Here is a 25,994-nt window from a genome sequence, read left to right on the forward strand (position 1 = left end):
CTAACCAGACAGCTCACACAAAGGGGCTAAAAAATGGTAAAGCTCACGCGAGGACCAGGTGGTCTCCTCCCAGCGGCGAACCGGCACCAGCGGCATCAGCGCATTGCAGATCAGCACTTCATCGGCCTCCCGCAACGTCTCGGGACGCGCTGTCACTTCGACAACGCGAAACGTCGATGGTGCCAGCTGCGCGATACAGCGCTGCCGCATAATGCCGTTGACCCCGGCATAATCGAGTCGCGGAGTAAATACATCACGTCCCTGACGCCAGAATAAATTCGCGGCACAGCATTCCGTAAGCCACCCGTCACTGTCAAGGACCAGCGCCTCATCGGCGTCCGTCTGCTCAAGATGAGAGCGGATCAGTACCTGCTCAAGGCGATTAAGGTGCTTCAGGCCGGCAAGCCAGGAGTTGCGCCCCAGGGGCACCGGACTCTGGGTCAGAGTAATGCCCTCCTCCCGCCAGCGCGCATAATGCGCCGGGTATGGAGAGAAGCTGAGAATGCGAGTGGGCGACACGCAGCCTGCCGTACTGTATCCCCTTCCCCCAACGCCGCGGGTGAGAGTCACCTTGAGCACGCCCTGCGCGTGCGGCCGAGCCAGACGCTGCATCTCTTCGCTCAGCGTCAGCCAGTCGTTAAATGGGATATGTAATTTTTCACAGGTTGTCTGTAAACGCTGCAGATGGGCGTCCAGTAGCGCAACCTGCCCTTGCTGGATGCGGGCGGTGGTAAAACAGCCGTCGCCAAACTGGATGGCGCGATCGTTCGCTGCCAACGTGTCCTGTACAACGCCGTTTATCAAGAACATAAAGGACTCCTTTTCACTGGTCGGTCAGTGTGTCAGGACCCAGAGCAGAGAACAAGGGGAGAAAGCTGAATAAAAAAGGCCCGACGAACGGGCCTTTTGTTAAAGCAGTGCCGGGGCAAGCCCTGTCACACTTTTTTGAAGATCAGCGAACCGTTAGTGCCGCCAAAGCCGAAGGAGTTGCACAGGGTGTACTCCATACCGGAAACCTGACGCGCTTCGTGTGGAACGAAGTCGAGGTCGCAGCCTTCATCCGGGTTGTCGAGGTTGATCGTCGGCGGAACCGCCTGATCGCGCAACGCCAGGATAGAGTAAATCGACTCTACCGCCCCTGCCGCACCCAGCAGATGGCCGGTCATGGATTTGGTAGAGCTCACCAGTACGCGGCTCGCCGCATCACCGAAGACAGACTTAACCGCCTGCGCTTCCGCTTTATCGCCGGCCGGCGTCGAGGTGCCGTGGGCGTTGACGTAGCCGATCTGGCCTGGTTCGATGCCCGCATCGCGAATAGCATTCACCATTGCCAGCGCGGCGCCCGCGCCATCTTCCGGCGGTGACGTCATGTGGTAAGCATCGCTGCTCATGCCGAAGCCAACGATCTCGGCGTAGATTTTGGCGCCGCGTTTTTTGGCATGCTCGTACTCTTCCAGCACCACCATACCCGCGCCGTCTCCCAGCACGAAGCCGTCACGATCTTTATCCCACGGACGGCTCGCCGCCTGCGGGTTGTCATTGCGCGTGGAGAGCGCACGCGCCGCGCCGAAGCCGCCCACGCCAAGCGGGGTGCTGGCTTTTTCCGCGCCGCCTGCCACCATCGCATCGGCATCGCCATAGGCGATGATGCGCGCGGCCTGGCCGATGTTGTGCACGCCTGAAGTACACGCGGTCGCGATAGAGATACTTGGCCCACGCAGACCAAACATGATGGTCAGATGTCCGGCCACCATGTTAACAATTGTGGAAGGAACGAAGAATGGGCTGATCTTGCGCGGTCCGCCGTTAACCAGCGAACTGTGGTTTTCTTCGATCAAGCCGAGACCGCCAATACCGGAGCCGATAGCGGCGCCAATACGGGTTGCATTCTCTTCCGTCACTTCAAGGCCAGAATCCTGCATGGCCTGAACGCCAGCGACAATTCCATATTGAATGAAGGCATCCATCTTGCGCTGTTCTTTGCGCGAGATAATGTCATCACAGTTAAAATCCTTTACTAAGCCAGCAAATTTCGTTGCATAGGCGCTAGTATCGAAATGGTCGATCAGGCTGATGCCACTCTGACCGGCAAGGAGAGCTTTCCAGGTAGACTCTACGGTATTGCCGACAGGAGACAACATGCCCAGTCCGGTCACAACTACACGACGCTTAGACACGTTTGTCCTCCAGGGAGGGAAAATAGATTCTTGTGGGACAAAAAAAAGATAAAACTCAGGCGGTCGAATGACCGCCTGGAGATGTTCACTTACGCCTGGTGGCCGTTGATGTAATCAATGGCAGCCTGAACGGTGGTGATTTTCTCAGCTTCTTCGTCCGGAATCTCAGTATCAAACTCTTCTTCCAGAGCCATTACCAGCTCAACGGTGTCAAGAGAATCAGCGCCCAGGTCTTCAACGAAGGAAGCATTGTTGGTAACTTCTTCCTGCTTAACGCCCAGCTGCTCGCCGATAATTTTCTTAACGCGTTCTTCGATAGTGCTCATACTCTTAAATTTCCTATCAAAACTCGCTTTCGCGATGGTTTTCGTAGTGTATAAAATGTTGAAAAATTTGCAACTAAATCCCGGCAGGTCTTACCACGATTTTGCGCTATTTTGAGGCCGTTTGCCCTAAGAACGCAAATCTTTTCGCACAAAACCGCACAGAGAACCGTGCGAAGTGCGCGGTTCCTGAACGTTTTGCACAAATCTCGGTCAGACCATGTACATTCCGCCGTTGACGTGCAGCGTTTCACCAGTGATGTAACTTGCTTCGTCAGAGGCTAAAAATGCAACCGCGCTGGCGATTTCATTTGGGGTGCCAAGGCGCCCCGCAGGAACTGCCGCCAGCGTACCCGCACGCTGCTCATCGGTCAGCGCACGCGTCATGTCCGTTTCAATAAAGCCCGGAGCAACAACGTTTACAGTAATACCGCGGGACGCAACTTCACGCGCCAGTGATTTACTGAAGCCGATCAGACCCGCTTTCGCCGCGGCGTAGTTGGCCTGACCCGCATTTCCCATGGTACCAACCACAGAACCGATAGTGATAATACGTCCATGACGCTTTTTCATCATAGCGCGCATTACCGCTTTTGACAGACGGAAAACCGATGACAGGTTGGTTTCGATAATATCGTTCCACTCGTCATCTTTCATGCGCATTAACAGATTGTCGCGAGTGATCCCGGCATTATTCACCAGGATATCCACTTCGCCAAACTCTGCGCGCACATTTTCCAGAACAGATTCAATAGATGCCGGGTCGGTCACATTCAACATCAGACCTTTACCATTGGCGCCTAAATAGTCGCTGATCGCCTGCGCGCCGCTTTCGCTGGTCGCAGTACCGATAACTTTCGCGCCACGGGCGACGAGCGTTTCAGCGATGGCACGGCCAATACCGCGGCTTGCACCGGTAACCAGCGCGATTTTTCCTTCAAAACTCATGGTTTTCCTCTTTTATTGCTCAAGCGCCGCAGACATCGCCGCCGGCTCGTTAAGCGCGGAAGCGGTCAGGGTGTCAACAATACGTTTGGTCAGGCCGGTGAGGACTTTACCCGGGCCAACCTCATACAGGTGCGATACGCCCTCGGTAGCCATAAACTCAACGGTTTTGGTCCACTGCACCGGGCTGTACAGCTGGCGCACCAGCGCGTCGCGAATGGCGTCCGGCGCGGTTTCGCACTTCACGTCGACGTTATTCACCACCGGAATCGTCGGCGCGTTGAAGGTGATCTTCTGCAGCTCTACCGCCAGTTTTTCTGCGGCTGGCTTCATCAGCGCGCAGTGGGACGGCACGCTCACCGGCAGCGGCAGCGCGCGTTTGGCACCGGCGGCTTTACAGGCGGCGCCCGCACGTTCAACGGCCTCTTTGTGCCCGGCGATAACCACCTGGCCCGGAGAATTGTAGTTCACCGGAGAGACCACCTGCCCTTCGGCCGATTCTTCACAGGCTTTGGCGATAGCGGCGTCGTCCAGACCGATAATCGCGGACATGGCGCCGGTACCTTCCGGTACGGCTTCCTGCATGAATTTACCACGCAGCTCAACCAGGCGAACGGCATCAGCGAAACCGATAACGCCCGCGCATACCAGCGCGGAGTATTCGCCGAGGCTGTGACCCGCCAGCAGCGCTGGCGCTTTGCCGCCCTGCTGTTGCCAGACGCGGTACAGCGCCACGGAGGCGGCGAGCAGCGCCGGTTGAGTCTGCCAGGTCTTATTCAGTTCTTCTGCCGGCCCCTGTTGCGTCAGCGCCCACAGATCGTAACCCAACGCTGCGGAAGCTTCACCGAAGGTCTCTTCAATGACCGGCCAGGCGGCAGCCATTTCGGCCAGCATGCCTACGGCCTGAGAGCCCTGCCCCGGGAACACAAATGCGAATTGCGTCATGTTTAAATCCTTATACTAAAAACGAACCAGCGCGGAACCCCAGGTGAAACCGCCACCAAAGGCTTCCAGCAAAATCAGCTGACCGCGTTGAATACGGCCATCGCGGACGGCCTCATCCAGCGCGCAAGGGACTGACGCCGCGGAGGTGTTGCCATGGCGGTCGAGGGTCACAACGACGTTATCCATCGACATACCCAGTTTCTTCGCCGTCGCGCTGATAATACGCAGGTTAGCCTGATGCGGCACCAGCCAGTCCAGCGCTGAACGTTCAAGATTATTCGCTGCCAGCGTTTCATCAACGATGTGCGCCAGCTCGGTGACCGCCACTTTGAAGACTTCGTTGCCGGCCATCGTCAGATAGATCGGGTTTTCCGGATCGACGCGATCGGCGTTCGGCAGGGTCAGCAGTTCGCCATAGCTGCCGTCGGCATGCAGATGCGTCGAGATAATGCCCGGCTCTTCGGAGGCGCCCAGTACAACCGCGCCGGCGCCGTCTCCGAAAATAATAATCGTTCCGCGATCCGCCGGATCGCAGGTGCGCGCCAGCACATCGGCGCCAACAACCAGCGCATAATCTACCGCGCCGTTCTTCACATACTGATCGGCGACGCTTAGCGCATAGGTGAAACCGGCGCAGGCGGCGGCGACATCAAACGCCGGGCAACCCTTAACGCCCAGCATTGACTGGATCTGGCATGCAGAACTCGGAAACGCGTGCGTGCCGGAAGTGGTCGCAACGATAATCAGACCAATTTGCTCCGCGGACACGCCCGCCATCGCCAGCGCCTGCTTTGCGGCTTCAAAGCCCATCGTAGCAACTGTTTCATGCGCTGCGGCAATACGACGCTCACGGATACCTGTGCGGGTGACAATCCACTCGTCAGAGGTTTCTACCATTTTTTCCAGGTCGGCGTTTGTACGCACTTGCTCGGGCAGATAGCTGCCGGTACCAATAATCTTCGTATACATGTACGCTCAGTCACTCTTGGGTGATATACCCGCCTCGTTCAACCGCCGCGGCGTCAATCGTGGCCATTCGTCCCGCTTTGCTGTCGGGCGTTCACGTCACTGTCGCTTTCCGGCAGCTCGAAACCAGCTGGGTATAAAGATTCCAGGCGCGCGGCGATCCGCTGAGGGATCTGCCGCTGCACCGCCTGCACTGCCTGCTCTATCGCGACGCTAAAGGCGCGTTGATTGGCAGCACCATGACTCTTGATCACGGAACCGCGCAATCCTAACAGACAGGCGCCATTATACTGGTCGGGGTTGAGGTGACTGAATCGCCTCGCCAGGCTTTTTTGTAACCAACGTTTTAGTAACAGCAGCCACCACGACCGTTTTTTGCCCTCTCCCTGAGATTTCAGCAGTGAAAGGAACATTCTGACAACACCTTCCATGGTTTTTAATGTGACGTTGCCCGTGAATCCATCACAAACCAGCACATCGGTTTTTCCGGTCAACAGTTCATTGGCTTCAAGATAGCCGATGTAGTTGAGGGAAGGCAGCGTTTTGAGCACTGCGGCAGCATCGCGGATGCTGCCGAGGCCTTTCATCTCTTCTTCGCCGATGTTCAACAAAGCGACGCGGGGGTTGGAAATGCCGACCACTTCTTCCGCCAGCACCGCGCCCATTACCGCGAACTGCACCAGCATCGTGCTGTCGCAATCGACGTTGGCGCCGAGATCCAGCACCACGGTTTTGCCCTTCTGCTGGTGCGGTAAAACCGTCACCAGCGCCGGCCGCTCAATACCTTCGATCGGTTTGAGCAGCAGTTTCGCCAGACCCATCAGCGCGCCGGTGTTGCCAGCGCTGACGCAGGCTTGCGCCCGCCCTTCTTTCACAAGCTCCAGCGCCACGCGCATTGAGCTTCCACGACTGCTGCGGATAGCCTGTGCGGGTCGCGCATCACTGGCAATAACTGACTGCGCAGGAATAATCTGCAGACGCGAACGTTGTTCGAAGTCAGCTTTGGCGAGTAATGGCGTGATGGCGTCGGGATCGCCGACTAAAAGAAGTGTGAGTTGCGAATTAGAGTTCAGTGCCTGCAGTGCTGCAGGCACCGTCACGGATGGGCCGAAATCGCCCCCCATGACATCTAACGCCAGGGTTAGACGTGTCAAGGTATCGTCGCTGCCCGGTTCGGTGATTCCCCAGTTGCCCGGGGAGTCCTCACTAAGCTTCATCACGCTGGCACCCGCGAATATTCACGCTGCAGACGCAACAATCCGGGCATAAATGCCCCCAGCGACCGGGTTAACCGAGTTTCCAGGGACGCACACGCCCGCCATGGCCTGCAACGGGAAATCCTGCGAGTATCGCGTGATTACTTAGCGATAACCTTGCGACCGCGGTAGAAACCGTCGGCAGTGATGTGGTGACGCAGGTGTTTCTCACCAGAAGTTTTGTCTACAGACAGGCTGGTGACTGCGGTCAGCGCGTCATGGGAACGACGCATGCCACGTTTGGAACGGGTTGGTTTATTCTGTTGTACGGCCATGGACCTTACTCCTCAATTACTTACGCTTTAAGCTGGCTAATACGGCAAATGGGTTTGGTTTTTGTGCCTCTTCAGGCAGTTCGCCAAAGACCATGTCCGCGTCGGACACTTCACAGTGTTCAGAATCATGCACCGGAACTACGGGCAGGGAGAGGATAATTTCATCCTCGACCATTGCCTGCAGGTCGATTTCACCGAATTCGTTAACCTCAATCGGCTCATACGCTTCCGGTAGTGCTTCGGCCTGTTCGTCATTTCTGACGGGGCTAAAACAATACGTGGTGTGGACGTGATGGGAGAACGGTTTCCCGCAACGCTGGCATTCGAGAGTTACCGTTACCTTTGCATCGCCAGTAATAACGGCGAGACGCTGGTTATCGATAGCGAACGACATGCTGCATTCCACATCGCTGTCCACGCTGACTACAGAATCGGTTACACGTTCAACCTGATCGCGGGCATAGATGCCTTCGTAATCAAGGCGTTTTTGAGCCGTGCGTACCGGATCAAGAGTCAGGGGTAATTTTACCTTTTGCATAGGGCGCGCATATTAACTTTGTAATGTCATAGAGTCAAAGAAAAAGGCAGCCTCAGGTTGCCTTTTGCCATTTATTCGCACACATTGCGGCGCATAGTTTAAGATGATGCTCTGCGAAGCGCTATATGTGGATGAAAAAATATGTCTGATCTTATCCTCGCGTCAACCTCTCCCTGGCGGCGCATGCTGCTGGAAAAACTGGGTTTACCGTTTGAATGTGCCGCGCCTGACGTCGACGAAACGCCCCGGCCTGATGAATCCGCACGTCAGCTTGTCACCCGACTGGCGCAGGCCAAAGCGCAAAGTCTGGCCACACGCTTCCCTAATCACCTTATTATAGGCTCCGATCAGGTTTGCGTACTGGACGGTGAAATCACCGGCAAACCGCACACCGAGGAAAATGCCCGCAGGCAGTTAAGAAAGGCCAGCGGGTCAATCATTACCTTTTATACCGGACTGGCGCTGTACAACTCTGCCAGCGGCCATCTGCAAACCGAATGCGAACCCTTTGACGTTCACTTTCGCCATCTCAGTGATAAAGAGATAGAAGGCTATGTGCGCAAAGAGAACCCGCTGCAGTGCGCCGGGAGTTTCAAGAGCGAAGGATTGGGCATTACGCTGTTCGAACGGCTGGAAGGCCGCGACCCGAACACCCTGGTCGGTTTACCCTTAATCGCGCTCTGTCAGATGTTGCGCCGTGAAAACTACAACCCGCTGTTAGGCTGAGGCAAAAAAACGGCGGAACTGATTCCGCCGTTGCGCTTATTTGCTCTTCCGTAGCACCTGTAAACAGTGCTTCAGCTGGTTGTCCAGCGGCGCCTCAACGCGCATCACCTCCCCGCTCCCCGGGTGGGTAAACTTCAGCGCCGCCGCGTGCAGGAACAGGCGGTTTAAGCCGGTAGCGGACAGCTGCTTGTCGAACTCGCGGTCGCCATAGCGGTCGTCAAAAGCGATAGGATGGCCGGCATACTGGGTATGAACGCGGATCTGATGCGTGCGGCCGGTGACCGGGCTGCAGCGCACCAGCGTGGCGAATTCGTAACGCTCTTCCACTTTAAAACGCGTCTCCGACGGCTTGCCTTCCTGACTCACGCGAACGATGCGCTCCCCGCTCTGCAGAATATTCTTCAACAGCGGGGCCTGGACCACTTTGGTATGCGACTGCCACTGGCCGCGCACCAGCGCCAGATAATCTTTCTGCATGCCTTTATCGCGCAGTTGCTCGTGCAGCGAACGCAGCGCTGAGCGCTTTTTCGCCACCAGCAGCACGCCGGAGGTATCCCGGTCGAGACGATGCACCAGCTCAAGGAAGCGCGCCTCCGGGCGCAGGGCGCGCAGCCCTTCAATCACGCCGAAGCTCAGGCCGCTGCCGCCGTGTACCGCGGTACCAGAAGGCTTATTGAGCACCAGAATATGATCGTCTTCATAGAGGATCACCTCAGAGAGCGCGGCCACTTTCTGCAGGTGCGGCGATACCGCCTCTTCTTCACGCTCCGCCACGCGCACCGGCGGGATACGGACTTCATCGCCCGCTTCCAGCTTATACTCCGGCTTCACGCGCTTTTTGTTTACCCGCACCTCGCCTTTACGCAGGATGCGATAAATCATGCTCTTCGGTACGCCTTTCAATTGCGTACGCAAAAAGTTGTCGATACGTTGCCCCGCTTCATCAGCAGCAATGGCAACCATTTTTACGGTTGGGGTCTCAGTTTTCATGGTGCGCGATTCTAAATAGCCGGACGCATTAGCGCCACTCATTTTTATATGCTTATATTTATCATTATCCTGTTTTCACGGTTTACCTGACCGCCATTTTGTTTGTTATTAGAACAATCTGTATGGGCAGGTGATAAAACTGTGAGTAACCGGGTGATAAAAGGTGAAAGTCAACTTGCTATAACAAGGTTAGCAATGGAATAATGAGACCGTTTTCCGTATTGCATCTTGTTAGAACAAGACATTAGCGGAATGACCAATTTTGTCTGACCGATCGCCCACGCAGCAATGGCGTAAGACGTTGTGATCTTTCAGACAGTTAGCGGGCTGCGGGTTGCAGTCCTTACCGGTACAGGCTCTATGGATTTCAAGTCGCAGGAAGGCGTCAACTCCGGGACTCCCGGGAGCTCATCTGGATCGCCAGATCGAGGTGAGCAGGTTAAGCCACCATGCCTGCAACGCGAAAGACGACGAGTATAAATGGAATATTCTCTGGTGATACATCCCAGGCTGTTCCCCTGAATAATTGCGCTGTGTTTCCGTTTGAAACACAGGCGACCGACACTCTGCGCCTCTTAAGCGCGCGACAACCGTGAGGTTGGCGACGTGAACCAGACACGAGGCCATCGGTTTTCCCCCGGAAAGGCATTACTCTGCCCGCAGCTTAGTCGTCAATGTAAGAATAATGAGTAAGTTACGATGAAAAGAATGTTAATCAACGCAACTCAGCAGGAAGAGTTGCGCGTCGCCCTTGTTGATGGGCAGCGCCTGTACGACCTGGATATCGAAAGCCCCGGGCACGAACAGAAAAAAGCGAACATCTACAAAGGCAAAATCACCCGCATTGAACCCAGCCTTGAAGCCGCGTTTGTTGATTACGGCGCCGAGCGTCATGGTTTCCTCCCCCTCAAAGAAATCGCCCGCGAATACTTCCCCGCCAACTACAATGCGCATGGTCGTCCTAATATCAAAGACGTACTGCGGGAAGGTCAGGAAGTTATCGTGCAGATTGATAAAGAAGAACGCGGCAACAAAGGCGCTGCGCTCACCACCTTTATCAGCCTGGCGGGCAGCTATCTGGTACTGATGCCGAACAACCCGCGCGCCGGGGGAATTTCCCGCCGTATCGAGGGCGACGACCGTACCGAACTGAAAGAAGCGCTGGCGAGCCTGGAGCTTCCGGACGGCATGGGCCTGATCGTTCGCACCGCTGGCGTCGGCAAATCCGCCGAAGCCCTGCAGTGGGACCTGAGCTTCCGCCTGAAGCACTGGGAAGCGATTCAGAAAGCCGCGGAAAGCCGTCCGGCGCCGTTCCTGATCCACCAGGAAAGCAACGTCATTGTCCGCGCCTTCCGTGACTACCTGCGCCAGGACATCGGCGAAATCCTGATCGATAACCCGAAAGTGCTTGAGCTGGCGCGCCAGCATATCGCCGCGCTGGGTCGTCCGGATTTCAGCAGCAAAATCAAACTGTACACCGGTGAAATCCCGCTGTTCAGCCATTATCAGATCGAATCGCAAATTGAGTCCGCCTTCCAGCGCGAAGTGCGCCTGCCTTCCGGCGGGTCTATCGTTATCGATAGCACCGAAGCGCTGACCGCGATCGATATCAACTCCGCCCGCGCCACCCGCGGCGGCGATATCGAAGAGACAGCCTTCAATACCAACCTCGAAGCGGCTGACGAAATTGCCCGCCAGCTGCGTCTGCGCGACCTCGGCGGCCTGATCGTTATCGACTTCATCGATATGACCCCAGTTCGCCACCAGCGCGCCGTGGAGAATCGTCTGCGCGAAGCCGTCCGTCAGGACCGGGCGCGCATTCAGATCAGCCATATTTCGCGCTTCGGCCTGCTGGAGATGTCCCGTCAGCGCCTGAGCCCGTCGCTGGGCGAGTCCAGCCACCACGTCTGCCCGCGCTGCTCCGGCACCGGCACCGTGCGTGATAACGAATCGCTGTCGCTCTCTATTCTGCGTCTGATCGAAGAAGAAGCGCTGAAAGAGAATACCAAAGAAGTCCACGCCATTGTTCCGGTACCGATCGCCTCCTATCTGCTGAACGAAAAACGTGCCGCAGTGAGCGCTATCGAATCCCGTCAGGGCGATGTGCGCGTTATTATCGTGCCAAACGACGAGATGCAAACGCCGCACTACTCCGTCCTGCGCGTGCGCAAAGGTGAAGAAACCTCAACGCTGAGCTATCTGCTGCCGAAGCTGCATGAAGAAGAGATGGCGCTGCCAGGCGACGATGAGCCGGCGGAGCGGAAACGTCCGGAACAGCCGGCCCTGGCCGCTTTTGTCATGCCAGATGCGCCGCCAGCCCCGATGCTCGAAGAGCCTGCCGCCGCGCCTGTCGCCGCAGCGGCACCGGTCGCGGCCGCCGCACCGGCGCAGCCTGGCCTGCTCTCACGCTTCTTCAGCGCGCTGAAGAATATCTTCTCTGGCGCCGAAGAGGCCAAACCGGCTGAAGTTCAGGTCGAGAAGAAAGCGGAAGAAAAACCGGAGCGTCAGCAGGAGCGTCGTAAACCGCGCGCCAACAACCGCCGCGACCGCAACGACCGCCGTGATAACCGCGACAATCGTGACAACCGCGATAACCGTGACAATCGCGACACCCGTGCGGACAATGCCGAGGGCCGTGAACCGCGCGAATCGCGTGAAGAGAACCGTCGCAACCGTCGCGAGAAGCCGTCGCAGAACGTGGAAGCCCGTGATGTTCGCCAAACCTCAGGCGACGACGCGGAGAAAGCGAAATCCCGTGACGAGCAGCAGCCGCGCCGCGAACGCACCCGCCGCCGCAATGACGACAAACGTCAGGCGCAGCAGGAAGCCAAAGCGCAGACTCGCGAAGAGCCGGTTGTGCAGGAGACGGAGCAGGAAGAGCGTGTACAAACTCTGCCGCGTCGTAAACCGCGCCAGCTGGCACAGAAAGTGCGCGTTGAGTCCGCTGTCGTCGAGCCAGTTGCCGAGATCGTGCCAGAAGCCGTAGTGGCTGAAGTTATCGCTCCGCACAGCGAGCCGGTGAAAGCCGAGCTGCCGGCAGGGGTAGAGAGCGTTGCGGACCAGGACGAAAATGGCGAATCCCGTGAAGCGAACGGTATGCCGCGTCGCTCACGTCGCTCCCCGCGTCACCTGCGCGTCAGCGGTCAGCGTCGTCGTCGCTATCGTGACGAACGCTATCCGACCCAGTCGCCTATGCCGCTGACCGTAGCCTGCGCATCGCCGGAGATGGCTTCCGGTAAAGTTTGGATCCGCTACCCGGTGGTTCGTCCGCAGGATCAGCAGCCGGAAGAGGTTCAGGTTCAGGACGCCAGCGTCGCGAAAACTGTCGAGGCCGTAGCGGCCCCGGTTGCCGTCGTTGAAACCGTTACCGCTGCGCCGGTCACCGTCGAGCCGGCTACCATGGAACCAGTAACCGCTGAGCCGGTAGTCGTCGAGCCGGTAGCGGCCGCCGAGCCGCTGGTCGTTGATGCTGCGGAAGTTGTCGCGCCAGCAGCCGTCGAGCCAGCGCCTCAGGAGCCGGTCACCGAAGCACCGGCTGTCGAAGCGCCTCAGGCTATCGCGCCAGTGACGCTCGACCCCGAGCCGGTGGTGGTAGAACCTGAAGCGGTGGAAACGACGCCTGTCGTTGCAGCGCCAGTGGAAACCATCGCCCCGGCCGCAGAAACCGTGGAGCAAGCGCCAGTGACCGAAGCGGCCCCTGCCGAACCGGTCAAAGCCGAGCCCCCGGTGAGCAAGCCGGTCGTAGTGGCGGGTCATCGCCATGCCACCGCGCCAATGACCCGTGCGCCAGCTCCGGACTATGTCCCGGAAGCACCGCGTCACAGCACCTGGGTGCGCCCGCCGTTCGCCTTTGAAGGTAAAGGCGCCGCCGGTGGTCATAGCGCGACCCATAAAGCCACCGCTGAACCGACTCGCCCACAGCCCGTCGAGTAAGCGTGCTTAATAAAAAAACCGGCCTTTGGCCGGTTTTTTTATGCGCTTTGCGGACGCTGCATCCCGGCGAGATCCGGCATGATCTCCCGCATCAGGTCGAGGAACTTACGCAGGCGTGTCGGGTAATAGCGCGCCCAGGGATAAACCAGATGAACCGGCAGCGAGGCGGGTCGCCACTGCGGGAACAGCTCAATCAGCCGTCCGGCGGCAATATCCTCCACGACCGTCCAGCTGGACACCATCGCCACCCCCAGCCCCGCCAGCGCGGTGTTGCGCGCGACGTAAAGACTGTCAGTGCTCAGACAGGGAGTAATCGCTGTAGAGACAATCTGCCCGCTTGCCTGATGCCTGAGCCGTACCTCATGCTGATAAAAGGTATTAATGGCGATCCATGGCAGGCCCGATAACGCCTCCAGCGAGGTTAACGGCGGATACTTCGCCAGCAGCTCAGGAGAAGCCACTACGCAGCGCGGCACTTCCGCCAGCAGTACGGATACCGTTGCTGGATCCACCTCCGCCCCCACGCGAATAGCGCAGTCGATATTATCGCTGAGGAAGTCGACGGTATTATCGTTTAGCATCCACTCCACCGACAGCTGCGGATGGCGCTGTAGAAATGCCACCAGCGGCGCCAGCAGCTGCTGCTGGCCAAACGCGTGGGGCGCCCGCACTCGCAGAACGCCCACCGGCCGATCGTCGGCAATACGCAGGTCATCCTCCAGCGCCAGCCAGGCGTCCACCACCTGACGGGCGTGACGATAACAGCGTTCGCCATCGTCAGTGAGCTTCATCGCATGGGTGGTGCGCAGGATCAGCTTAACCCCCAGCAGCCCTTCAAGGGACTGCAGGCGGCGGCTGACGGTCGCCTGGGTAGTGTCCATCTGCCCTGCGGCGGCGGAGAGCGATCCGGCCTCTACGATGCGGATATAGGTGCGCATCAGCTCAATGCGGTCTATACGCTCTTGTCTTTTCATTTTCCTTTTGCCTATACGTGCTACGTATAACCGTTTTACCACCAGCCCAGCTACCGCGCCAGCCGCGTTCAGGGAAAAATAGCCCCATCGCATCTATGAGGCATTGAACATGACACCGACTTCCCTTTCCACCCGCGACGCAGGCTGGATTATCTTCATTCTCGCACTCGGCGCCGGCTTTAGCGTCGCCTCTATTTACTACGCGCAGCCGCTGCTGCCGTTGATTGGCGCCAATCTCCACCTGACTGTAGAAGGTATGGGTCTGGTCCCTACCCTGACGCAGGCGGGTTATGCGCTCGGCATTCTGTTCCTGCTCCCGCTCGGCGACCGCCACGATCGCCGCCGGCTGATCCTGGTGAAAAGCGCGCTGCTGGCGCTCCTGCTGCTCCTGTGCAGCCTCACCGGCCAGCTCAGCTCACTGCTGGTGGTCAGTCTGCTGATCGGTATGGCGGCGACCATGGCGCAGGATATCGTCCCGGCGGCGGCGATCCTCGCCCCGGCGGGCAAGCAGGGAAAAATGGTGGGCACGGTGATGACCGGGCTGCTGCTGGGGATCCTGCTCTCCCGGACGGTCAGCGGCGTGGTGGGCGCCGTATTCGGCTGGCGGGTGATGTATCAGGCGGCGGCGGTCAGCGTCGCGCTGATTGGCCTGGTAATGTGGCGCGTCCTGCCGCGCTTCGCTGTGCACTCGACGCTGAGCTATCCGCAGCTGATGGCCTCGATGGCGCATCTGTGGCAGCGTTACCCGGCATTACGCCGCGCCGCGCTAGCTCAGGGCGCGCTCTCCATCGCCTTTAGCGCCTTCTGGTCGACGCTGGCGGTGATGCTCTCCGAACACTATCACATGGGCAGCGCAGTAGCGGGCGGTTTCGGTATCGCCGGGGCCGCCGGGGCGCTGGCCGCGCCGCTTGCCGGCGGTCTGGCCGATAAATTTGGCGCCGGTAAGGTGACACAGATGGGTGCGGCGCTGGTCACCCTCTCCTTTGCCCTGATGTTTATGCTGCCGCTGCTGCCAGTGCACGCTCAGTTGGCGCTGATTGCCCTGTCGGCGATTGGCTTTGACCTTGGCCTGCAGTCAAGCCTGGTGGCGCATCAGAACCTGGTATATGGCCTTGAGCCACAGGCCCGCGGCCGCCTCAACGCCCTGCTGTTCACCGTGGTGTTTATCGGGATGTCGCTGGGGTCGGTGCTGGGCAGTAAGCTGTACGTGCTGGCCGGCTGGAACGGAGTGGTCACGCTGGCAGTGATCACTGGCGCGCTAGCCCTGGCGATCCGCCTGCTGGAGAATGCCCGCATCCTCGCTGCCGAACGCAGCGCATCATAAAAAAAACCCCGCTTCGCCTGAGGCGAAGCGGGGTTTTTCTACCCACACAACCGCTTACGCCGTGCGACGGACAAACTCTTTCACGCGGAAGCCCAGCACCAGCAGCGTGGCGAAATAGGCTACCACCCCGGCGATAACCACCGCCAGCAAACGCATCAGACGGAACGGCATCGTCCCCAGCGACCACTCAGGCATGAGATGCATGACGCCCAGCAGCGCCGCGGCCATAACCAGCACTGCAATAATCAGACGCAGCAGGAAGGCCAACCAGCCCGGCTGCGGGGTGAAAATTTTCTGTTTACGCAGCTGCCAGTAGAGCAGCGCGGCGTTCAGGCAGGCCGCCAGGCCGATGGACAGCGACAGACCCGCATGCTTCAGCGGGCCGATAAACGCCAGGTTCATTACCTGAGTCATAATCAGGGTGATAATAGCAATCTTGACCGGGGTCTTGATGTCCTGACGGGAATAAAAGCCCGGCGCCAGCACTTTCACCACGATAAGGCCCATCAGCCCCACGGAATAGGCCACCAGCGCGCGCTGGGTCATCGCCGCGTCAAAGGCGCTGAATTTGCCGTACTGGAACAGAGCCACGGTCAGCGGTTTGGCGAGGATCCCCAGCGCCACCGCGCTCGGCAGCGCCAGCAGAAAACAGAGACGCAGTCCCCAGTCCATCAGCCGGCAATACTCGTCATGGTTACCGCTGGCGAAGCTTTTTGACAGCGATGGCAGCAGGATAGTGCCGAGCGCCACGCCCAGCACGCCGGAGGGAAACTCCATCAGGCGGTCGGCATAATACATCCACGACACCGAGCCCGACACGAGGAATGAGGCGAAAATGGTATTGATGATAAGGGAGATCTGGCTTACCGACACGCCAAGGATCGCCGGCCCCATCTGCTTCACCACCCGCATCGCGCCGGCATCTTTCAGATTAATTCGCGGCAGGACCAGCATGCCAATCTTCTTCAGATGCGGCAGCTGGTAAGCCAGCTGCAGCACGCCGCCGACCGTCACCGCCCAGGCCAGCGCCAGCACCGGCGGATGGAAATATGGCGCGGCAAACAGCGCAAAGCCAATCATACTGACGTTGAGGAACGTCGGCGCAAAGGCCGGCACCGAGAAGCGGTTCCAGGTATTGAGGATCGCCCCCACCAGCGAAGCCAGGGAGATCAGCAAAATATAGGGAAAGGTAATACGCAGCAGCTGGGTGGTTAGCGCAAACTTATCGGCGGTATCGGCAAAGCCGGGCGCAGTAATGGTGATTACCCACGGCGCCGCCAGCATCCCGATAACGGTAACGATAGCCAGGGCCAGGGTCAGCAGCCCGGAGACGTATGAGACAAACACGCGGGTGGCATCTTCGCCCTGCTTGCTTTTATATTCGGCAAGGATCGGCACAAACGCCTGTGAGAAGGCGCCTTCGGCAAAAATACGCCGCAGCAGGTTAGGCAGTTTTAAGGCGACAAAAAAGGCATCGGTCGCCATCCCGGCGCCAAAAATACGCGCCACAATCGCATCGCGGGCAAAGCCCAGCACGCGCGAAAACATGGTCATCGAACTGACTGCCGCCAGTGATTTTAAAAGGTTCATTACGCTGTTATTCCAAACCCTGGAGTAAAACGCCCGCAAATGCGGGCGCTGGAAAGTGGCGATAGTCTACCGGGTTCAACATGAATTACTACTGTCAGTTGTTACAATGGATTATTCGCTAATGGCGTCGCGCCACAGTTTCTCAACGATCCGCTGAGCCAGCAGCGCCTGTTCGCCTGCAGTTTCAGGAACTGTCTGATTTTGCACGCATTCGATAAAATGGCGCGCGCAGCCGACAAAGCCGCGCTGCTCAAGGGTGGTTTGCCAGCCGGCAACCGGGCGCTGGACCACGCCATGACCGCACTCCTCCTGCCATTCGCGCATCTCGCTGACGGCATATAGCCCGCCATCCGTGACCGCCTGCACCCACTCGCGCTGGCTGCCTGCGCGACGATGCATGCTGGTGGTGACCTGCAGCCGGGGCGAACTGAACTGATGTTCGGCATAGAGCATTTCGCCCTGCGGGGTGATCTTCAGCGCGCCGCCGCGCAGACGTGCCTGACCGTCGGCCAGCCATAGCGCGGTATCCACCACATGCAGATAGTCATCAAGCAGCGTAAAGCGCAGATCGTTGCCGACGCTATCGCTACGATGCTTATCCATCCGCAGCGAGGCCGCCTCGCCCAGCCGCCCCTTCAGCTCCCGATAGAGCGGCGCGAAGCGGCGATTAAAACCGACCATCAACGTCAGTCGACGTCGCGCCGCCAGCTCGACCAGCGTCTCCGCCTCACTCAGCTTGTCCGCCAATGGTTTATCCACACAAACATGAACCCCGGCATTCAGTAAGTGATTCACTACTTCATAATGTGAAGCCGTCGAGGTATGGACAAAGACCGCATCGCACTGTGCCGCCAGGGCATCGAGGGAATCAGCGTATGGCATCCGCCAGGTTTCGCAGATCCGCAGCGCCTTCTCTTTACCCGGCGACCAGGCCGCTTGCAGCGTCCAGCTTTCCGCCGCCCCCAGCACCGGCAGCCACGCTTTCTGCGCAATGCTGCCTAAGCCGACCACCCCAATGCGCAATCTTGTCCCCACGTTTTAGTCTCCCAGATGGTGTAACAGCGAATCGAGGCGCGCTTTCAGCTCCGCCACCTCGCCCTCCAGCGCTTCAACCCTGGCGCGCAGATCGCCGTCATCGTCCAGCGGCGCGAGAGCTTCCACTGTGGTGATCAGCGTGTCCATATCGTCGCAAAACAGATGCATATAGCGGCTTTCCCGTTTTCCCGGCTCCCGGGGCAGCCGGGCGACGAAGGGGCCATCTTCGCGCGTCGTCAGCCCTTCCAGCACGCTTTCCACTTCCGCCATATCGCTGAACTCATACATCCGCTGCGCCCGGCTGCGTAGTTCGCCCGGCGTCTGAGCACCGCGCAGCAGCAGCGTCGTGACCACCGCGACCTCGCCGGCGCTAAGCTTCAGATCGCCAAATTCAGAGTTGCAAAAGCGCTGTTCATACTTGGTGACGCGATTACCGAATCCGCTGACCGTGCGCAGATAGTGCCGTTTCACCAGCGTATCCAGCAGGGCCTGGACCTCGCTTTCGCTCAGCGACATCACTGGCTCGCGGTTGGTTTTCTGATTGCAGGCGGTCACCACAGCATTTACCGACAGCGGATACTGCTCGGGGGTGGTGACCTGCTTTTCCAGCAGGCAGCCAATGACGCGCGCTTCATGCGCAGTTAACTGATATTTCATCCTCTCTCCTTAACGTCCCGCAGACCAGTCCGGCGTCGTTAGCGCCGTCAGTACATGGTCACGCCACTGCCCGTCAATCAGCAGATAATCTTTGGCGTAACCCTCTTTTTCAAACCCCAACCGCGCCAGCAGCGCGCCGCTGCGCTGATTATGCGGCATGTAGTTGGCCATAATGCGATGAATATGCTGCGTGCGCTGCATATAGCGAATCGCCGACGTCAGCGCTTCAAACATCAGCCCCTGCCCCTGCCACTTCTCGCCAATGGAATAGCCAAGATAACAGGCATGGAAAGATCCGCGCACCACGTTGGAGAAATTCGCCACACCGATGATCTCTTTTTCCTCAGGATCGAGCAGCGCGAAATAAAAAGCTGACCCCTGCTTATGAAACTCAGCGATCATCGACAGACGCGCCTGCCATCCGGAGGGATAGCAGTGGCTGTCGTCACGAACCGGCTCCCAGGGTTTTAAGAACGCTTTATTTTCGGCGTAATAATCGGCCAGACGCCAGGCGTCACGATCGTGAACCAGGCGCACCACCAGCCGGTCCGTCGTCAAACGCACCTTCGGCACGTTACTGCGATAGCCAAACATTTCCTTTTTCAGTCCCCCTGACTTCACTCTTGCTTTCATCACTATACCTTTCCTGCACGATAGTGTGAAAACAGCAACATACCATTTTCTGCGCCATCTCCTCTTTTCGATGAATAGGCTCAATCGATCTTGCTTTTTGATAAAAAAATATTGTCGCAAGGGTGCTGGGAAAAGCAGCAGATTGCCCGCAGAATATCCTCGCTTATCTCTATTTTTCCCTGGAGGGGAAATGTCCCGCGTCTCGCAGGCAAGGAGCCTGGGTAAATATTTCCTGTTAGTCGATAACATGCTGGTCGTGCTGGGCTTTTTTGTCGTTTTTCCGCTGATTTCCATCCGCTTTGTCGATCAGATGGGCTGGGCAGCGCTGATGGTCGGCATTGCGCTCGGCCTGCGCCAGCTGGTACAGCAGGGATTAGGCATCTTTGGCGGCGCCATCGCCGACCGCTTCGGCGCGAAACCGATGATCGTCACCGGTATGCTGATGCGTGCCGGCGGTTTCGCGGCGATGGCCGTCGCCCATGAGCCGTGGGTGCTGTGGTTCTCGTGCATACTCTCCGGACTCGGCGGTACACTGTTCGATCCGCCGCGGGCGGCGCTGGTGGTTAAGCTGGTGCGTCCGCATCAGCGCGGCCGCTTTTTCTCCATCCTGATGATGCAGGATAGCGCCGGCGCGGTGATTGGCGCGCTGCTGGGCAGCTGGCTGCTGCAGTATGATTTTCGCCTGGTGTGCAGCGCCGGCGCCGCGCTGTTTATCGCCTGCGCCGCGTTTAACGCCTGGTATCTGCCGGCATGGAAGCTCTCGACGGTGAAAACGCCGATTCGTGAGGGGCTGGGCCGGGTGCTGCGGGACAAACGCTTCGTCACCTATGTCCTGACGCTGACCGGCTATTATATGCTGGCGGTACAGGTGATGCTGATGCTGCCGATCATGGTGAATGATATCGCCGGCTCGCCGGCCGCAGTGAAATGGATGTACGCCATCGAAGCCACCATTTCGCTCACCCTGCTCTATCCTATTGCCCGTTGGAGCGAAAAACGCTTCCGCCTTGAGCACCGGCTGATGGCCGGTCTGCTGGTGATGACCCTGGCCATGCTCCCCATCGGGATGACCAGCAGTTTACAGCAGCTGTTTACCCTGATTTGCCTGTTTTACATCGGCTCTATCATTGCCGAACCCGCCCGCGAGACGCTGGGCGCTTCGCTGGCGGACGCCCGGGCGCGTGGCAGCTATATGGGTTTCAGCCGTCTGGGGCTCGCCTTCGGCGGCGCGCTGGGTTACGCGGGCGGCGGCTGGCTGTTTGATGCCGGGAAAGCCGTCGGCCAGCCCGAACTGCCGTGGCTGATGCTCGGCGCCATCGGAGTTATCACCTTCCTGGCGCTATGGTGGCAATTCAGTCCGAAACGCTCTGCCTCCGGTATGCTGGAGCCGCGCACCTGATGCGCGCGGCGGCGGATTCTCCTGCTTTCAGCCTATTCTGCTGGCGCGATGGGTGCTGACAGGTCATGATGCTTTGTGTCAGGATGAAGGAAGGTATGAGCTTGAGGAACCCCATGAAAAAGATATTGATCGCCGCCGCGCTAATTGTCAGCGGCCTGCTGAGCGGCTGTAATCAGCTGACCCAATACACGGTAAGCGAGCAGGAGATTAACCAGGCCCTGCAGAAGCGAAACCATTTCGCCAAAGATATTGGTCTGAAAGGCGTTGCCGACGCCCATATCGAACTGCAGAACCTGACCAGCGCTATCGGGCGCGAGGAGCCGGGCAAAGTCACCCTGAGCGGGATCGCCAACGTCGATCTTAACTCCCTGTTCGGCACGCAGAAAGCGACGATCGATCTGAAGCTCAAAGCGCTGCCAACCTTTGACCGAGAGAAAGGCGCCATCTTCCTGCAGGAAATGGAAGTGGTCGATGCCAAAGTGGCGCCGGAGAAGCTGCAGTCGGTTATTCAGGCCCTGCTCCCCTACCTGAATCAGTCTCTGCGCAGCTACTTCAGCCAGCAGCCGGCTTATGTCCTGCGTGAGGACGCCAGCACCGGCGAAGCGCTGGCGAAGAAATACGCCAAAGGTATAGAGGTGAAGCCAGGCGAGATTGTCATCCCCTTTACCAATTAATCTCCAGGGCGCTACGGCGCCCTGAATTTTTTACGGAAATGAGTGCAAAGGAAAACGTTTACGCTTATCCTTAGTGCCCGGCAAAAAACAGCCCTGATGACTGAACCTATTAGCCGGAGCCTTCCATGACAGCACAATCCCAGGTATTGAAAATCCGCCGCCCAGACGACTGGCATATCCATCTGCGCGATGACGATATGCTGAAAACCGTCGTGCCTTATACCAGTGAGTTTTATGGCCGGGCGATCGTGATGCCGAATCTGGTGCCGCCTGTCACCACCGTCGCGGCGGCTATCGCTTACCGCCAGCGCATTATGGACGCCGTGCCGGCCGGGCATGATTTTACCCCGCTGATGACCTGCTATCTGACAGACTCCCTCGACCCAGCGGAGCTGGAACGCGGCTTTAACGAAGGGGTGTTCACCGCCGCCAAGCTCTACCCGGCCAATGCCACCACTAACTCCAGCCACGGCGTCACCAGCACCGACGCCATTATGCCAGTGCTGGAGCGGATGGAAAAACTGGGGATGCCGTTGCTCGTTCACGGCGAAGTCACTCACGCCGAGATTGATATTTTCGATCGTGAAGCGCGCTTTATTGAGACGGTGATGGAGCCCCTGCGCCAGCGCCTGCCCGGCCTGAAAGTGGTTTTTGAACATATCACCACCAAAGACGCCGCCGAGTACGTGCGTGACGGTAACGAACTGCTGGCTGCTACCATCACCCCGCAGCATCTGATGTTCAACCGCAACCATATGCTGGTGGGCGGCATTCGCCCTCACCTGTACTGTCTGCCGGTACTTAAACGCAATATTCATCAGCAGGCTCTGCGGGAGCTGGTCGCCAGCGGCTTCAGCCGCGCCTTCCTCGGCACCGACTCCGCACCGCACGCCCGCCACCGTAAGGAAGCCAGCTGTGGCTGCGCCGGCTGCTTTAACGCCCCGACCGCCCTCGGCAGCTACGCCACGGTGTTTGAAGAAATGAACGCTCTGCAGCACTTTGAGGCTTTCTGCTCGCTAAACGGCCCGCGCTTCTACGGTCTGCCGGTCAATGAGAGCTACGTTGAACTGGTGCGTGAAGAGACGACCGTTGTGGACAGCATTGCCCTGCCTAATGACACCCTGGTGCCCTTCCTGGCGGGTGAAACCGTTCGCTGGACCGTGAAGAAATAAAAACGCAGCCCCCTGTTGTCAACGCTAACCGGATACTGTATAAATAACCAGTATCGAACGCAGGGGGCAATTATGCGCATTGAAGTGTCTATCGCCAAAACGACCGCCTTACCTAACGGCGCGCTGGAAGCGCTGAATAACGAACTCTCTCGCCGTATCGCCGAGCAATTCCCGGCCATCGATAGCCAGGTGAGCGTCCGCTACGCCAGCGGTAATCAGCTCTCGGTGTTTGGCGCCCTGAAAGAAGACAAAGACCGGATAAGCGAAATCCTGCAGGAAACATGGGAAAGCGCGGACGACTGGTTTGTCCACGATCTCTCCTGAAGCATGGCGGGATCCAGTTACTCTGGTTTGCTCCCTCATTGTGCTTTTTTTGCCGGGTCGCCCCGGCTTTTTTTATCCCCTCTTCTGTTCAGAATAGTCCTGATTATTCTGCTCAATATCGACTAAAGTGGCCATTTTACGCGCTTATCTTGAGTAAAAAAACGGCAAAAGAAGAAAATCATGCTGCCTTTCATTTAATTTCTCGAGTTTATTCTTGATCCCTGATATAATTAACTTGCTTCAAAAAATATGCATTAAACCTCGAGAATTGTTGTCTTTTAACATATGAATAAGGGGTTATGATGGAAAAAAATAATGAAGTCATTCAGACCCATCCCCTCGTTGGATGGGACATCAGCACCGTTGATAGCTACGATGCGCTGATGTTGCGCCTGCACTACCAGAACCCCACTCAAGAAAACAGTAATGATGCTGAGATCGGCCAGACGCTATGGCTAACGACGGACGTCGCACGTCAGTTTATTTCAATCCTGGAAGCAGGCATTGCGAAGATTGAATCTGGCGAATACCAGGAAAACGAGTACCGCCGACATTAACGCGGCTTGCGAATGACTTAACATTAAACTTAACAGGCACCTGCGGGTGCCTGAATTATTTTCGGGCTTGTATAAGCACAGGGAGTTAATTACCCTGCTAACAAGGCAATTACCCGGAACTCACCATGCAATACGATCTTATCATTATTGGCAGCGGCTCCGTCGGCGCCGCCGCTGGCTATTATGCGCGCCGTGCCGGACTCAATGTTCTGATGACCGATGCCCATCAACCTCCCCACCAGGAAGGCAGCCATCACGGCAGCAGCCGTCTTATCCGTCACGCCTATGGCGAAGGTGAGAAATATGTTCCGCTGGTGCTGCGTGCCCAGCAGCTATGGGATGAACTGGCAGAGATCAGTGGCGAAGCCGTGTTTGAACGCACCGGCGTCATTAACCTCGGCCCCGCCAGCTCCGCTTTTCTCGCCAACGTCGCCGCCAGCGCCCGTGCGTTCCAGCTTGAGGTGGAAGAGCTTGATGCCCAGGCCGTGATGCAGCGCTGGCCGGAGATACGCCTCCCCGATGACTATCGGGCGATTTTCGAACCCGCTTCCGGCGTACTGCGCAGCGAACTGGCCGTCGAAACCTGGATCCGACTGGCGCGGGAAGCAGGCTGCGCGCAGCTATTCAACTGTCCGGTCTCGGCTATTCATCACCATGCTGACGGGATCACCATCGATACCCTCGACGGTGAATATCATGGTAAAAAGCTGCTGGTCAGCGCCGGCACCTGGGTTACCCGCCTGCTGCCGGATCTCCCCATCCAGCCGGTACGCAAGGTCTTCGCCTGGTACCAGGCCGATGGCCGTTACAGCAGCAAAAATCATTTCCCGGCATTCACCGGCGAGTTGCCCAACGGCGATCAATATTACGGCTTCCCGGCGGAAGATAATGAACTGAAGATTGGCAAGCATAACGGCGGCCAGCCGATCTCCACCCCGCAGGAACGGGTAGCGTTTGGCGCTGTCGCCAGCGATGGTTCCGAATCCTTCCCGTTTTTGCGTAACGTCCTGCCTGGCATCGGCGGCTGCCTGCACGGCGCCTCCTGTACCTACGACAATACCGTCGATGAGGACTTTATTATCGATACGTTGCCAGGCAGGCCAGACACGCTGCTGATCACCGGGCTGAGCGGCCACGGCTTTAAGTTTGCGCCGGTGCTGGGCGAAATTGCCAGTCAGTTTGCTCAGGGCGAAGCATCGAGCTTCAATCTGGCCCCCTTTTCTCTGGCGCGCTTTAACGCGTAATGGAATGCGGCACTTTTGCCGTTGGGTAAAGAAACGGCCTCTGCTGAGGCCGTTAGTGATTGAGAGCGGTTATGCGTCGCCTGTTTAATATGCTGGTCAACAACGTGCGCGAGCATTTTATGATCTACCTGGCGCTCTGGCTGCTGCTGGCGATCATCGATCTCGTCTGGTTATGGTTTTTCTGACGGCTCCGGGTCGAGGATCCCGAGTTTGGTATTCAGCCGGCCACGGGATTTATTAAAGATTTTGTTGCCGTTTTCACGCCCGGCGCGCAGCTTACGCTGCTCCTCTTCCGGTAGCTTATGCTCTTCCATGCAGGCTTCGCTACAGCAGCCGGCAAACTTCTCGGCGCAGCTCGGGCACTGGATAAACAGCAGATGGCAGCCATCGTTCAGGCAGTTAGTATGGGTGTCGCACGGCGCGCCGCACTGATGACAGTGCGCGATAACGTCATTGGAGATCCGCTCGCCCATCCGCTCATCAAAGACAAAGTTTTTGCCAATGAAGCGCACCGGTAGCCCCTGCTCGCGGGCGCGACGGGCGTACTCGATGATGCCACCCTCGATGTGCCAGACCTTATTGAAGCCGTTATGCTTCATCCAGGCGCTGGCTTTTTCACAGCGAATGCCGCCGGTGCAATACATGACAATTTTCTTGTCTTTATGGTCCTGCATCATTTCCACGGCTTTCGGCAGCTGGTCGCGGAAGGTATCCGCCGGGATCTCCAGCGCGTTTTCGAAATGGCCCACCTCATATTCATAGTGGTTGCGCATATCGATAAACACGGCATCCGGATCGTCAAGCATCGCGTTGACTTCCGCCGCCTTGAGATACTCCCCCACATTGGAGGCGTCAAACGAGGGATCGTCGATGCCGTCGGCGACGATACGATCGCGAACTTTCAGGCGCAGCACCCAGAAAGACTTACCATCGTCCTCCACGGCGATATTGAAACGCAGCCCCGCCAGCGCCGGATCGAAGCCATAGAGAAACTCACGCAGAGCCTCAACGTTGCTTTGCGGCACGCTGATTTGCGCGTTGATCCCTTCCCGGGCCAGATAGATGCGGCCAAAGACCTTCAGCTGGGTTAAGGCAACCCACAGCGCATCACGGGTCGCCTGCGGGTCGACAATGGTGAAATATTTATAGAATGAGATCGTCGTGCGCGGCTCGGTCTCAGCCAGCATTTGCGCCTTTAACGTCTCATTTGAAATGCGGTTGTGTAACACTGGCATGGTGTACCTGCTCGACATAGAAATGAGGAAATAAACGGCGGGCATGATATAGCAAAGCTAATTAATTTACATCCCTACATTTTACGCTACATTTCTCTCACC

At 57.9% G+C, this 25,994-nt stretch carries 26 protein-coding genes; 10 read left to right on the forward strand and 16 right to left on the reverse strand.

All coding sequences use genetic code 11. The features are described 5' to 3' along the window. From pabC to yceD, 9 genes are all read right to left on the reverse strand, one after another. Positions 1-810 carry an aminodeoxychorismate lyase gene (gene pabC / locus IB144_RS16740; protein ID WP_021467041.1) on the reverse strand — a complete coding sequence of 270 codons (810 nt, stop codon included), beginning with the start codon at positions 808-810 and terminating at the stop codon, positions 1-3. A 125-nt stretch (positions 811-935) separates the two neighbouring features. Further along, positions 936-2,177, reverse strand: a complete 1,242-nt coding sequence (gene fabF / locus IB144_RS16745) for a beta-ketoacyl-ACP synthase II (RefSeq protein WP_002900666.1) — start codon at positions 2,175-2,177, stop codon at positions 936-938. An 89-nt stretch (positions 2,178-2,266) separates the two neighbouring features. After that, positions 2,267-2,503, reverse strand: coding sequence for an acyl carrier protein (gene acpP / locus IB144_RS16750; protein ID WP_000103754.1), 237 nt, complete (start codon positions 2,501-2,503; stop codon positions 2,267-2,269). A 210-nt stretch (positions 2,504-2,713) separates the two neighbouring features. Then, positions 2,714-3,448, reverse strand: a complete 735-nt coding sequence (gene fabG, locus IB144_RS16755) for a 3-oxoacyl-ACP reductase FabG (RefSeq protein WP_002899294.1) — start codon at positions 3,446-3,448, stop codon at positions 2,714-2,716. A 12-nt stretch (positions 3,449-3,460) separates the two neighbouring features. After that, a complete protein-coding gene (gene fabD / locus IB144_RS16760; protein WP_009308402.1) occupies positions 3,461-4,390 on the reverse strand; it encodes an ACP S-malonyltransferase in 930 nt (309 codons plus the stop codon). A 15-nt stretch (positions 4,391-4,405) separates the two neighbouring features. Beyond that, positions 4,406-5,359 (reverse strand): beta-ketoacyl-ACP synthase III, encoded by a 954-nt coding sequence (locus tag IB144_RS16765; RefSeq protein ID WP_002899288.1) that lies wholly within the window; start codon positions 5,357-5,359, stop codon positions 4,406-4,408. Positions 5,360-5,412: 53 nt separating this feature from the next. Beyond that, the gene (plsX, locus tag IB144_RS16770) at positions 5,413-6,510 is read right to left on the reverse strand and encodes a phosphate acyltransferase PlsX (protein WP_201304136.1); all 1,098 of its coding nucleotides are present in this window, start codon (positions 6,508-6,510) and stop codon (positions 5,413-5,415) included. 203 nt (positions 6,511-6,713) lie between these two features. Continuing rightward, a complete protein-coding gene (rpmF, locus tag IB144_RS16775) occupies positions 6,714-6,887 on the reverse strand; it encodes a 50S ribosomal protein L32 (protein ID WP_000290724.1) in 174 nt (57 codons plus the stop codon). 16 nt (positions 6,888-6,903) lie between these two features. After that, entirely contained in the window at positions 6,904-7,425 is a 522-nt protein-coding gene (gene yceD / locus IB144_RS16780) for a 23S rRNA accumulation protein YceD (RefSeq protein ID WP_002899276.1), read from the reverse strand. Between the two features lie 141 nt (positions 7,426-7,566). Here yceD and IB144_RS16785 point away from each other — a divergent pair, with 141 nt between their 5' ends. Then, complete coding sequence (locus tag IB144_RS16785) at positions 7,567-8,151, forward strand: nucleoside triphosphate pyrophosphatase (RefSeq protein WP_002899273.1); 585 nt, start codon at positions 7,567-7,569, stop codon at positions 8,149-8,151. Between the two features lie 36 nt (positions 8,152-8,187). Here the strand turns inward: IB144_RS16785 and rluC are convergent, their stop codons facing one another. Continuing rightward, a complete protein-coding gene (gene rluC / locus IB144_RS16790) occupies positions 8,188-9,141 on the reverse strand; it encodes a 23S rRNA pseudouridine(955/2504/2580) synthase RluC (RefSeq protein ID WP_002899271.1) in 954 nt (317 codons plus the stop codon). Between the two features lie 699 nt (positions 9,142-9,840). Between rluC and rne the strand changes: the two genes are divergently transcribed. Then, on the forward strand, positions 9,841-13,074 hold the full coding sequence (rne, locus tag IB144_RS16795) for a ribonuclease E (RefSeq protein WP_004183640.1): 3,234 nt from the start codon (positions 9,841-9,843) through the stop codon (positions 13,072-13,074). A gap of 38 nt (positions 13,075-13,112) precedes the next feature. On the opposite strand, the gene IB144_RS16800 is transcribed toward rne, so the two are convergent. Beyond that, positions 13,113-14,141, reverse strand: a complete 1,029-nt coding sequence (locus tag IB144_RS16800) for a LysR family transcriptional regulator (protein ID WP_014907853.1) — start codon at positions 14,139-14,141, stop codon at positions 13,113-13,115. A gap of 16 nt (positions 14,142-14,157) precedes the next feature. On the opposite strand from IB144_RS16800, the gene IB144_RS16805 reads away from it, so the two are divergent. Continuing rightward, complete coding sequence (locus IB144_RS16805) at positions 14,158-15,372, forward strand: MFS transporter (protein WP_032437690.1); 1,215 nt, start codon at positions 14,158-14,160, stop codon at positions 15,370-15,372. Positions 15,373-15,426: 54 nt separating this feature from the next. On the opposite strand, the gene murJ is transcribed toward IB144_RS16805, so the two are convergent. The 4 genes from murJ to rimJ all read right to left on the reverse strand — a co-directional run bounded on the left by murJ (position 15,427) and on the right by rimJ (position 19,248). Next, positions 15,427-16,962 (reverse strand): murein biosynthesis integral membrane protein MurJ, encoded by a 1,536-nt coding sequence (gene murJ, locus IB144_RS16810; RefSeq protein ID WP_149358948.1) that lies wholly within the window; start codon positions 16,960-16,962, stop codon positions 15,427-15,429. A 111-nt stretch (positions 16,963-17,073) separates the two neighbouring features. Then, positions 17,074-17,985 carry a Gfo/Idh/MocA family oxidoreductase gene (locus IB144_RS16815; protein ID WP_004140718.1) on the reverse strand — a complete coding sequence of 304 codons (912 nt, stop codon included), beginning with the start codon at positions 17,983-17,985 and terminating at the stop codon, positions 17,074-17,076. Positions 17,986-18,000: 15 nt separating this feature from the next. Then, positions 18,001-18,654: a YceH family protein gene (locus IB144_RS16820; protein WP_004179323.1), complete on the reverse strand. Its 654-nt coding sequence runs from the start codon at positions 18,652-18,654 to the stop codon at positions 18,001-18,003. Positions 18,655-18,663: 9 nt separating this feature from the next. Continuing rightward, entirely contained in the window at positions 18,664-19,248 is a 585-nt protein-coding gene (rimJ, locus tag IB144_RS16825; protein ID WP_002899099.1) for a ribosomal protein S5-alanine N-acetyltransferase, read from the reverse strand. Positions 19,249-19,477: 229 nt separating this feature from the next. On the opposite strand from rimJ, the gene mdtH reads away from it, so the two are divergent. The 7 genes from mdtH to IB144_RS16860 all read left to right on the forward strand — a co-directional run bounded on the left by mdtH (position 19,478) and on the right by IB144_RS16860 (position 24,842). Beyond that, on the forward strand, positions 19,478-20,686 hold the full coding sequence (gene mdtH, locus IB144_RS16830) for a multidrug efflux MFS transporter MdtH (RefSeq protein WP_002899096.1): 1,209 nt from the start codon (positions 19,478-19,480) through the stop codon (positions 20,684-20,686). Between the two features lie 113 nt (positions 20,687-20,799). Then, entirely contained in the window at positions 20,800-21,360 is a 561-nt protein-coding gene (locus tag IB144_RS16835) for a lipoprotein (protein WP_004150824.1), read from the forward strand. A gap of 125 nt (positions 21,361-21,485) precedes the next feature. Continuing rightward, positions 21,486-22,532, forward strand: a complete 1,047-nt coding sequence (gene pyrC, locus IB144_RS16840; protein WP_004176586.1) for a dihydroorotase — start codon at positions 21,486-21,488, stop codon at positions 22,530-22,532. 72 nt (positions 22,533-22,604) lie between these two features. After that, positions 22,605-22,856, forward strand: coding sequence for a DNA damage-inducible protein I (dinI, locus tag IB144_RS16845; protein WP_004140729.1), 252 nt, complete (start codon positions 22,605-22,607; stop codon positions 22,854-22,856). 302 nt (positions 22,857-23,158) lie between these two features. Then, positions 23,159-23,413: a biofilm formation regulator BssS gene (bssS, locus tag IB144_RS16850; protein ID WP_002898992.1), complete on the forward strand. Its 255-nt coding sequence runs from the start codon at positions 23,159-23,161 to the stop codon at positions 23,411-23,413. A 125-nt stretch (positions 23,414-23,538) separates the two neighbouring features. Continuing rightward, complete coding sequence (solA, locus tag IB144_RS16855) at positions 23,539-24,657, forward strand: N-methyl-L-tryptophan oxidase (protein WP_002898990.1); 1,119 nt, start codon at positions 23,539-23,541, stop codon at positions 24,655-24,657. A 71-nt stretch (positions 24,658-24,728) separates the two neighbouring features. After that, positions 24,729-24,842, forward strand: a complete 114-nt coding sequence (locus IB144_RS16860) for a DUF2770 family protein (protein WP_002898988.1) — start codon at positions 24,729-24,731, stop codon at positions 24,840-24,842. On the opposite strand, the gene IB144_RS16865 is transcribed toward IB144_RS16860, so the two are convergent. After that, complete coding sequence (locus IB144_RS16865) at positions 24,828-25,892, reverse strand: rhodanese-related sulfurtransferase (RefSeq protein WP_002898987.1); 1,065 nt, start codon at positions 25,890-25,892, stop codon at positions 24,828-24,830. The genes IB144_RS16860 and IB144_RS16865 overlap by 15 nt on opposite strands. Positions 25,893-25,994 lie beyond the last annotated feature (102 nt).

The sequence above is a fragment of the Klebsiella sp. K4 genome (assembly GCF_014596785.2).
Classification (GTDB): Bacteria; Pseudomonadota; Gammaproteobacteria; order Enterobacterales; family Enterobacteriaceae; genus Klebsiella; species Klebsiella pneumoniae.

What these genes read in the sequence shown, in the direction of transcription:
- pabC (WP_021467041.1), bottom strand. Translation starts at nt 810, where the DNA reads ATGTTCTTGATAAACGGCGTTGTACAGGACACGTTGGCAGCGAACGAT.
- acpP (WP_000103754.1), bottom strand. Translation starts at nt 2,503, where the DNA reads ATGAGCACTATCGAAGAACGCGTTAAGAAAATTATCGGCGAGCAGCTG.
- fabG (WP_002899294.1), bottom strand. Translation starts at nt 3,448, where the DNA reads ATGAGTTTTGAAGGAAAAATCGCGCTGGTTACCGGTGCAAGCCGCGGT.
- fabD (WP_009308402.1), bottom strand. Translation starts at nt 4,390, where the DNA reads ATGACGCAATTCGCATTTGTGTTCCCGGGGCAGGGCTCTCAGGCCGTA.
- IB144_RS16765 (WP_002899288.1), bottom strand. Translation starts at nt 5,359, where the DNA reads ATGTATACGAAGATTATTGGTACCGGCAGCTATCTGCCCGAGCAAGTG.
- rpmF (WP_000290724.1), bottom strand. Translation starts at nt 6,887, where the DNA reads ATGGCCGTACAACAGAATAAACCAACCCGTTCCAAACGTGGCATGCGT.
- yceD (WP_002899276.1), bottom strand. Translation starts at nt 7,425, where the DNA reads ATGCAAAAGGTAAAATTACCCCTGACTCTTGATCCGGTACGCACGGCT.
- IB144_RS16785 (WP_002899273.1), top strand. Translation starts at nt 7,567, where the DNA reads ATGTCTGATCTTATCCTCGCGTCAACCTCTCCCTGGCGGCGCATGCTG.
- rluC (WP_002899271.1), bottom strand. Translation starts at nt 9,141, where the DNA reads ATGAAAACTGAGACCCCAACCGTAAAAATGGTTGCCATTGCTGCTGAT.
- rne (WP_004183640.1), top strand. Translation starts at nt 9,841, where the DNA reads ATGAAAAGAATGTTAATCAACGCAACTCAGCAGGAAGAGTTGCGCGTC.
- IB144_RS16800 (WP_014907853.1), bottom strand. Translation starts at nt 14,141, where the DNA reads ATGCGATGGGGCTATTTTTCCCTGAACGCGGCTGGCGCGGTAGCTGGG.
- IB144_RS16805 (WP_032437690.1), top strand. Translation starts at nt 14,158, where the DNA reads ATGACACCGACTTCCCTTTCCACCCGCGACGCAGGCTGGATTATCTTC.
- murJ (WP_149358948.1), bottom strand. Translation starts at nt 16,962, where the DNA reads ATGAACCTTTTAAAATCACTGGCGGCAGTCAGTTCGATGACCATGTTT.
- IB144_RS16820 (WP_004179323.1), bottom strand. Translation starts at nt 18,654, where the DNA reads ATGAAATATCAGTTAACTGCGCATGAAGCGCGCGTCATTGGCTGCCTG.
- rimJ (WP_002899099.1), bottom strand. Translation starts at nt 19,248, where the DNA reads ATGTTTGGCTATCGCAGTAACGTGCCGAAGGTGCGTTTGACGACGGAC.
- mdtH (WP_002899096.1), top strand. Translation starts at nt 19,478, where the DNA reads ATGTCCCGCGTCTCGCAGGCAAGGAGCCTGGGTAAATATTTCCTGTTA.
- IB144_RS16835 (WP_004150824.1), top strand. Translation starts at nt 20,800, where the DNA reads ATGAAAAAGATATTGATCGCCGCCGCGCTAATTGTCAGCGGCCTGCTG.
- pyrC (WP_004176586.1), top strand. Translation starts at nt 21,486, where the DNA reads ATGACAGCACAATCCCAGGTATTGAAAATCCGCCGCCCAGACGACTGG.
- dinI (WP_004140729.1), top strand. Translation starts at nt 22,605, where the DNA reads ATGCGCATTGAAGTGTCTATCGCCAAAACGACCGCCTTACCTAACGGC.
- bssS (WP_002898992.1), top strand. Translation starts at nt 23,159, where the DNA reads ATGGAAAAAAATAATGAAGTCATTCAGACCCATCCCCTCGTTGGATGG.
- solA (WP_002898990.1), top strand. Translation starts at nt 23,539, where the DNA reads ATGCAATACGATCTTATCATTATTGGCAGCGGCTCCGTCGGCGCCGCC.
- IB144_RS16860 (WP_002898988.1), top strand. Translation starts at nt 24,729, where the DNA reads ATGCGTCGCCTGTTTAATATGCTGGTCAACAACGTGCGCGAGCATTTT.
- IB144_RS16865 (WP_002898987.1), bottom strand. Translation starts at nt 25,892, where the DNA reads ATGCCAGTGTTACACAACCGCATTTCAAATGAGACGTTAAAGGCGCAA.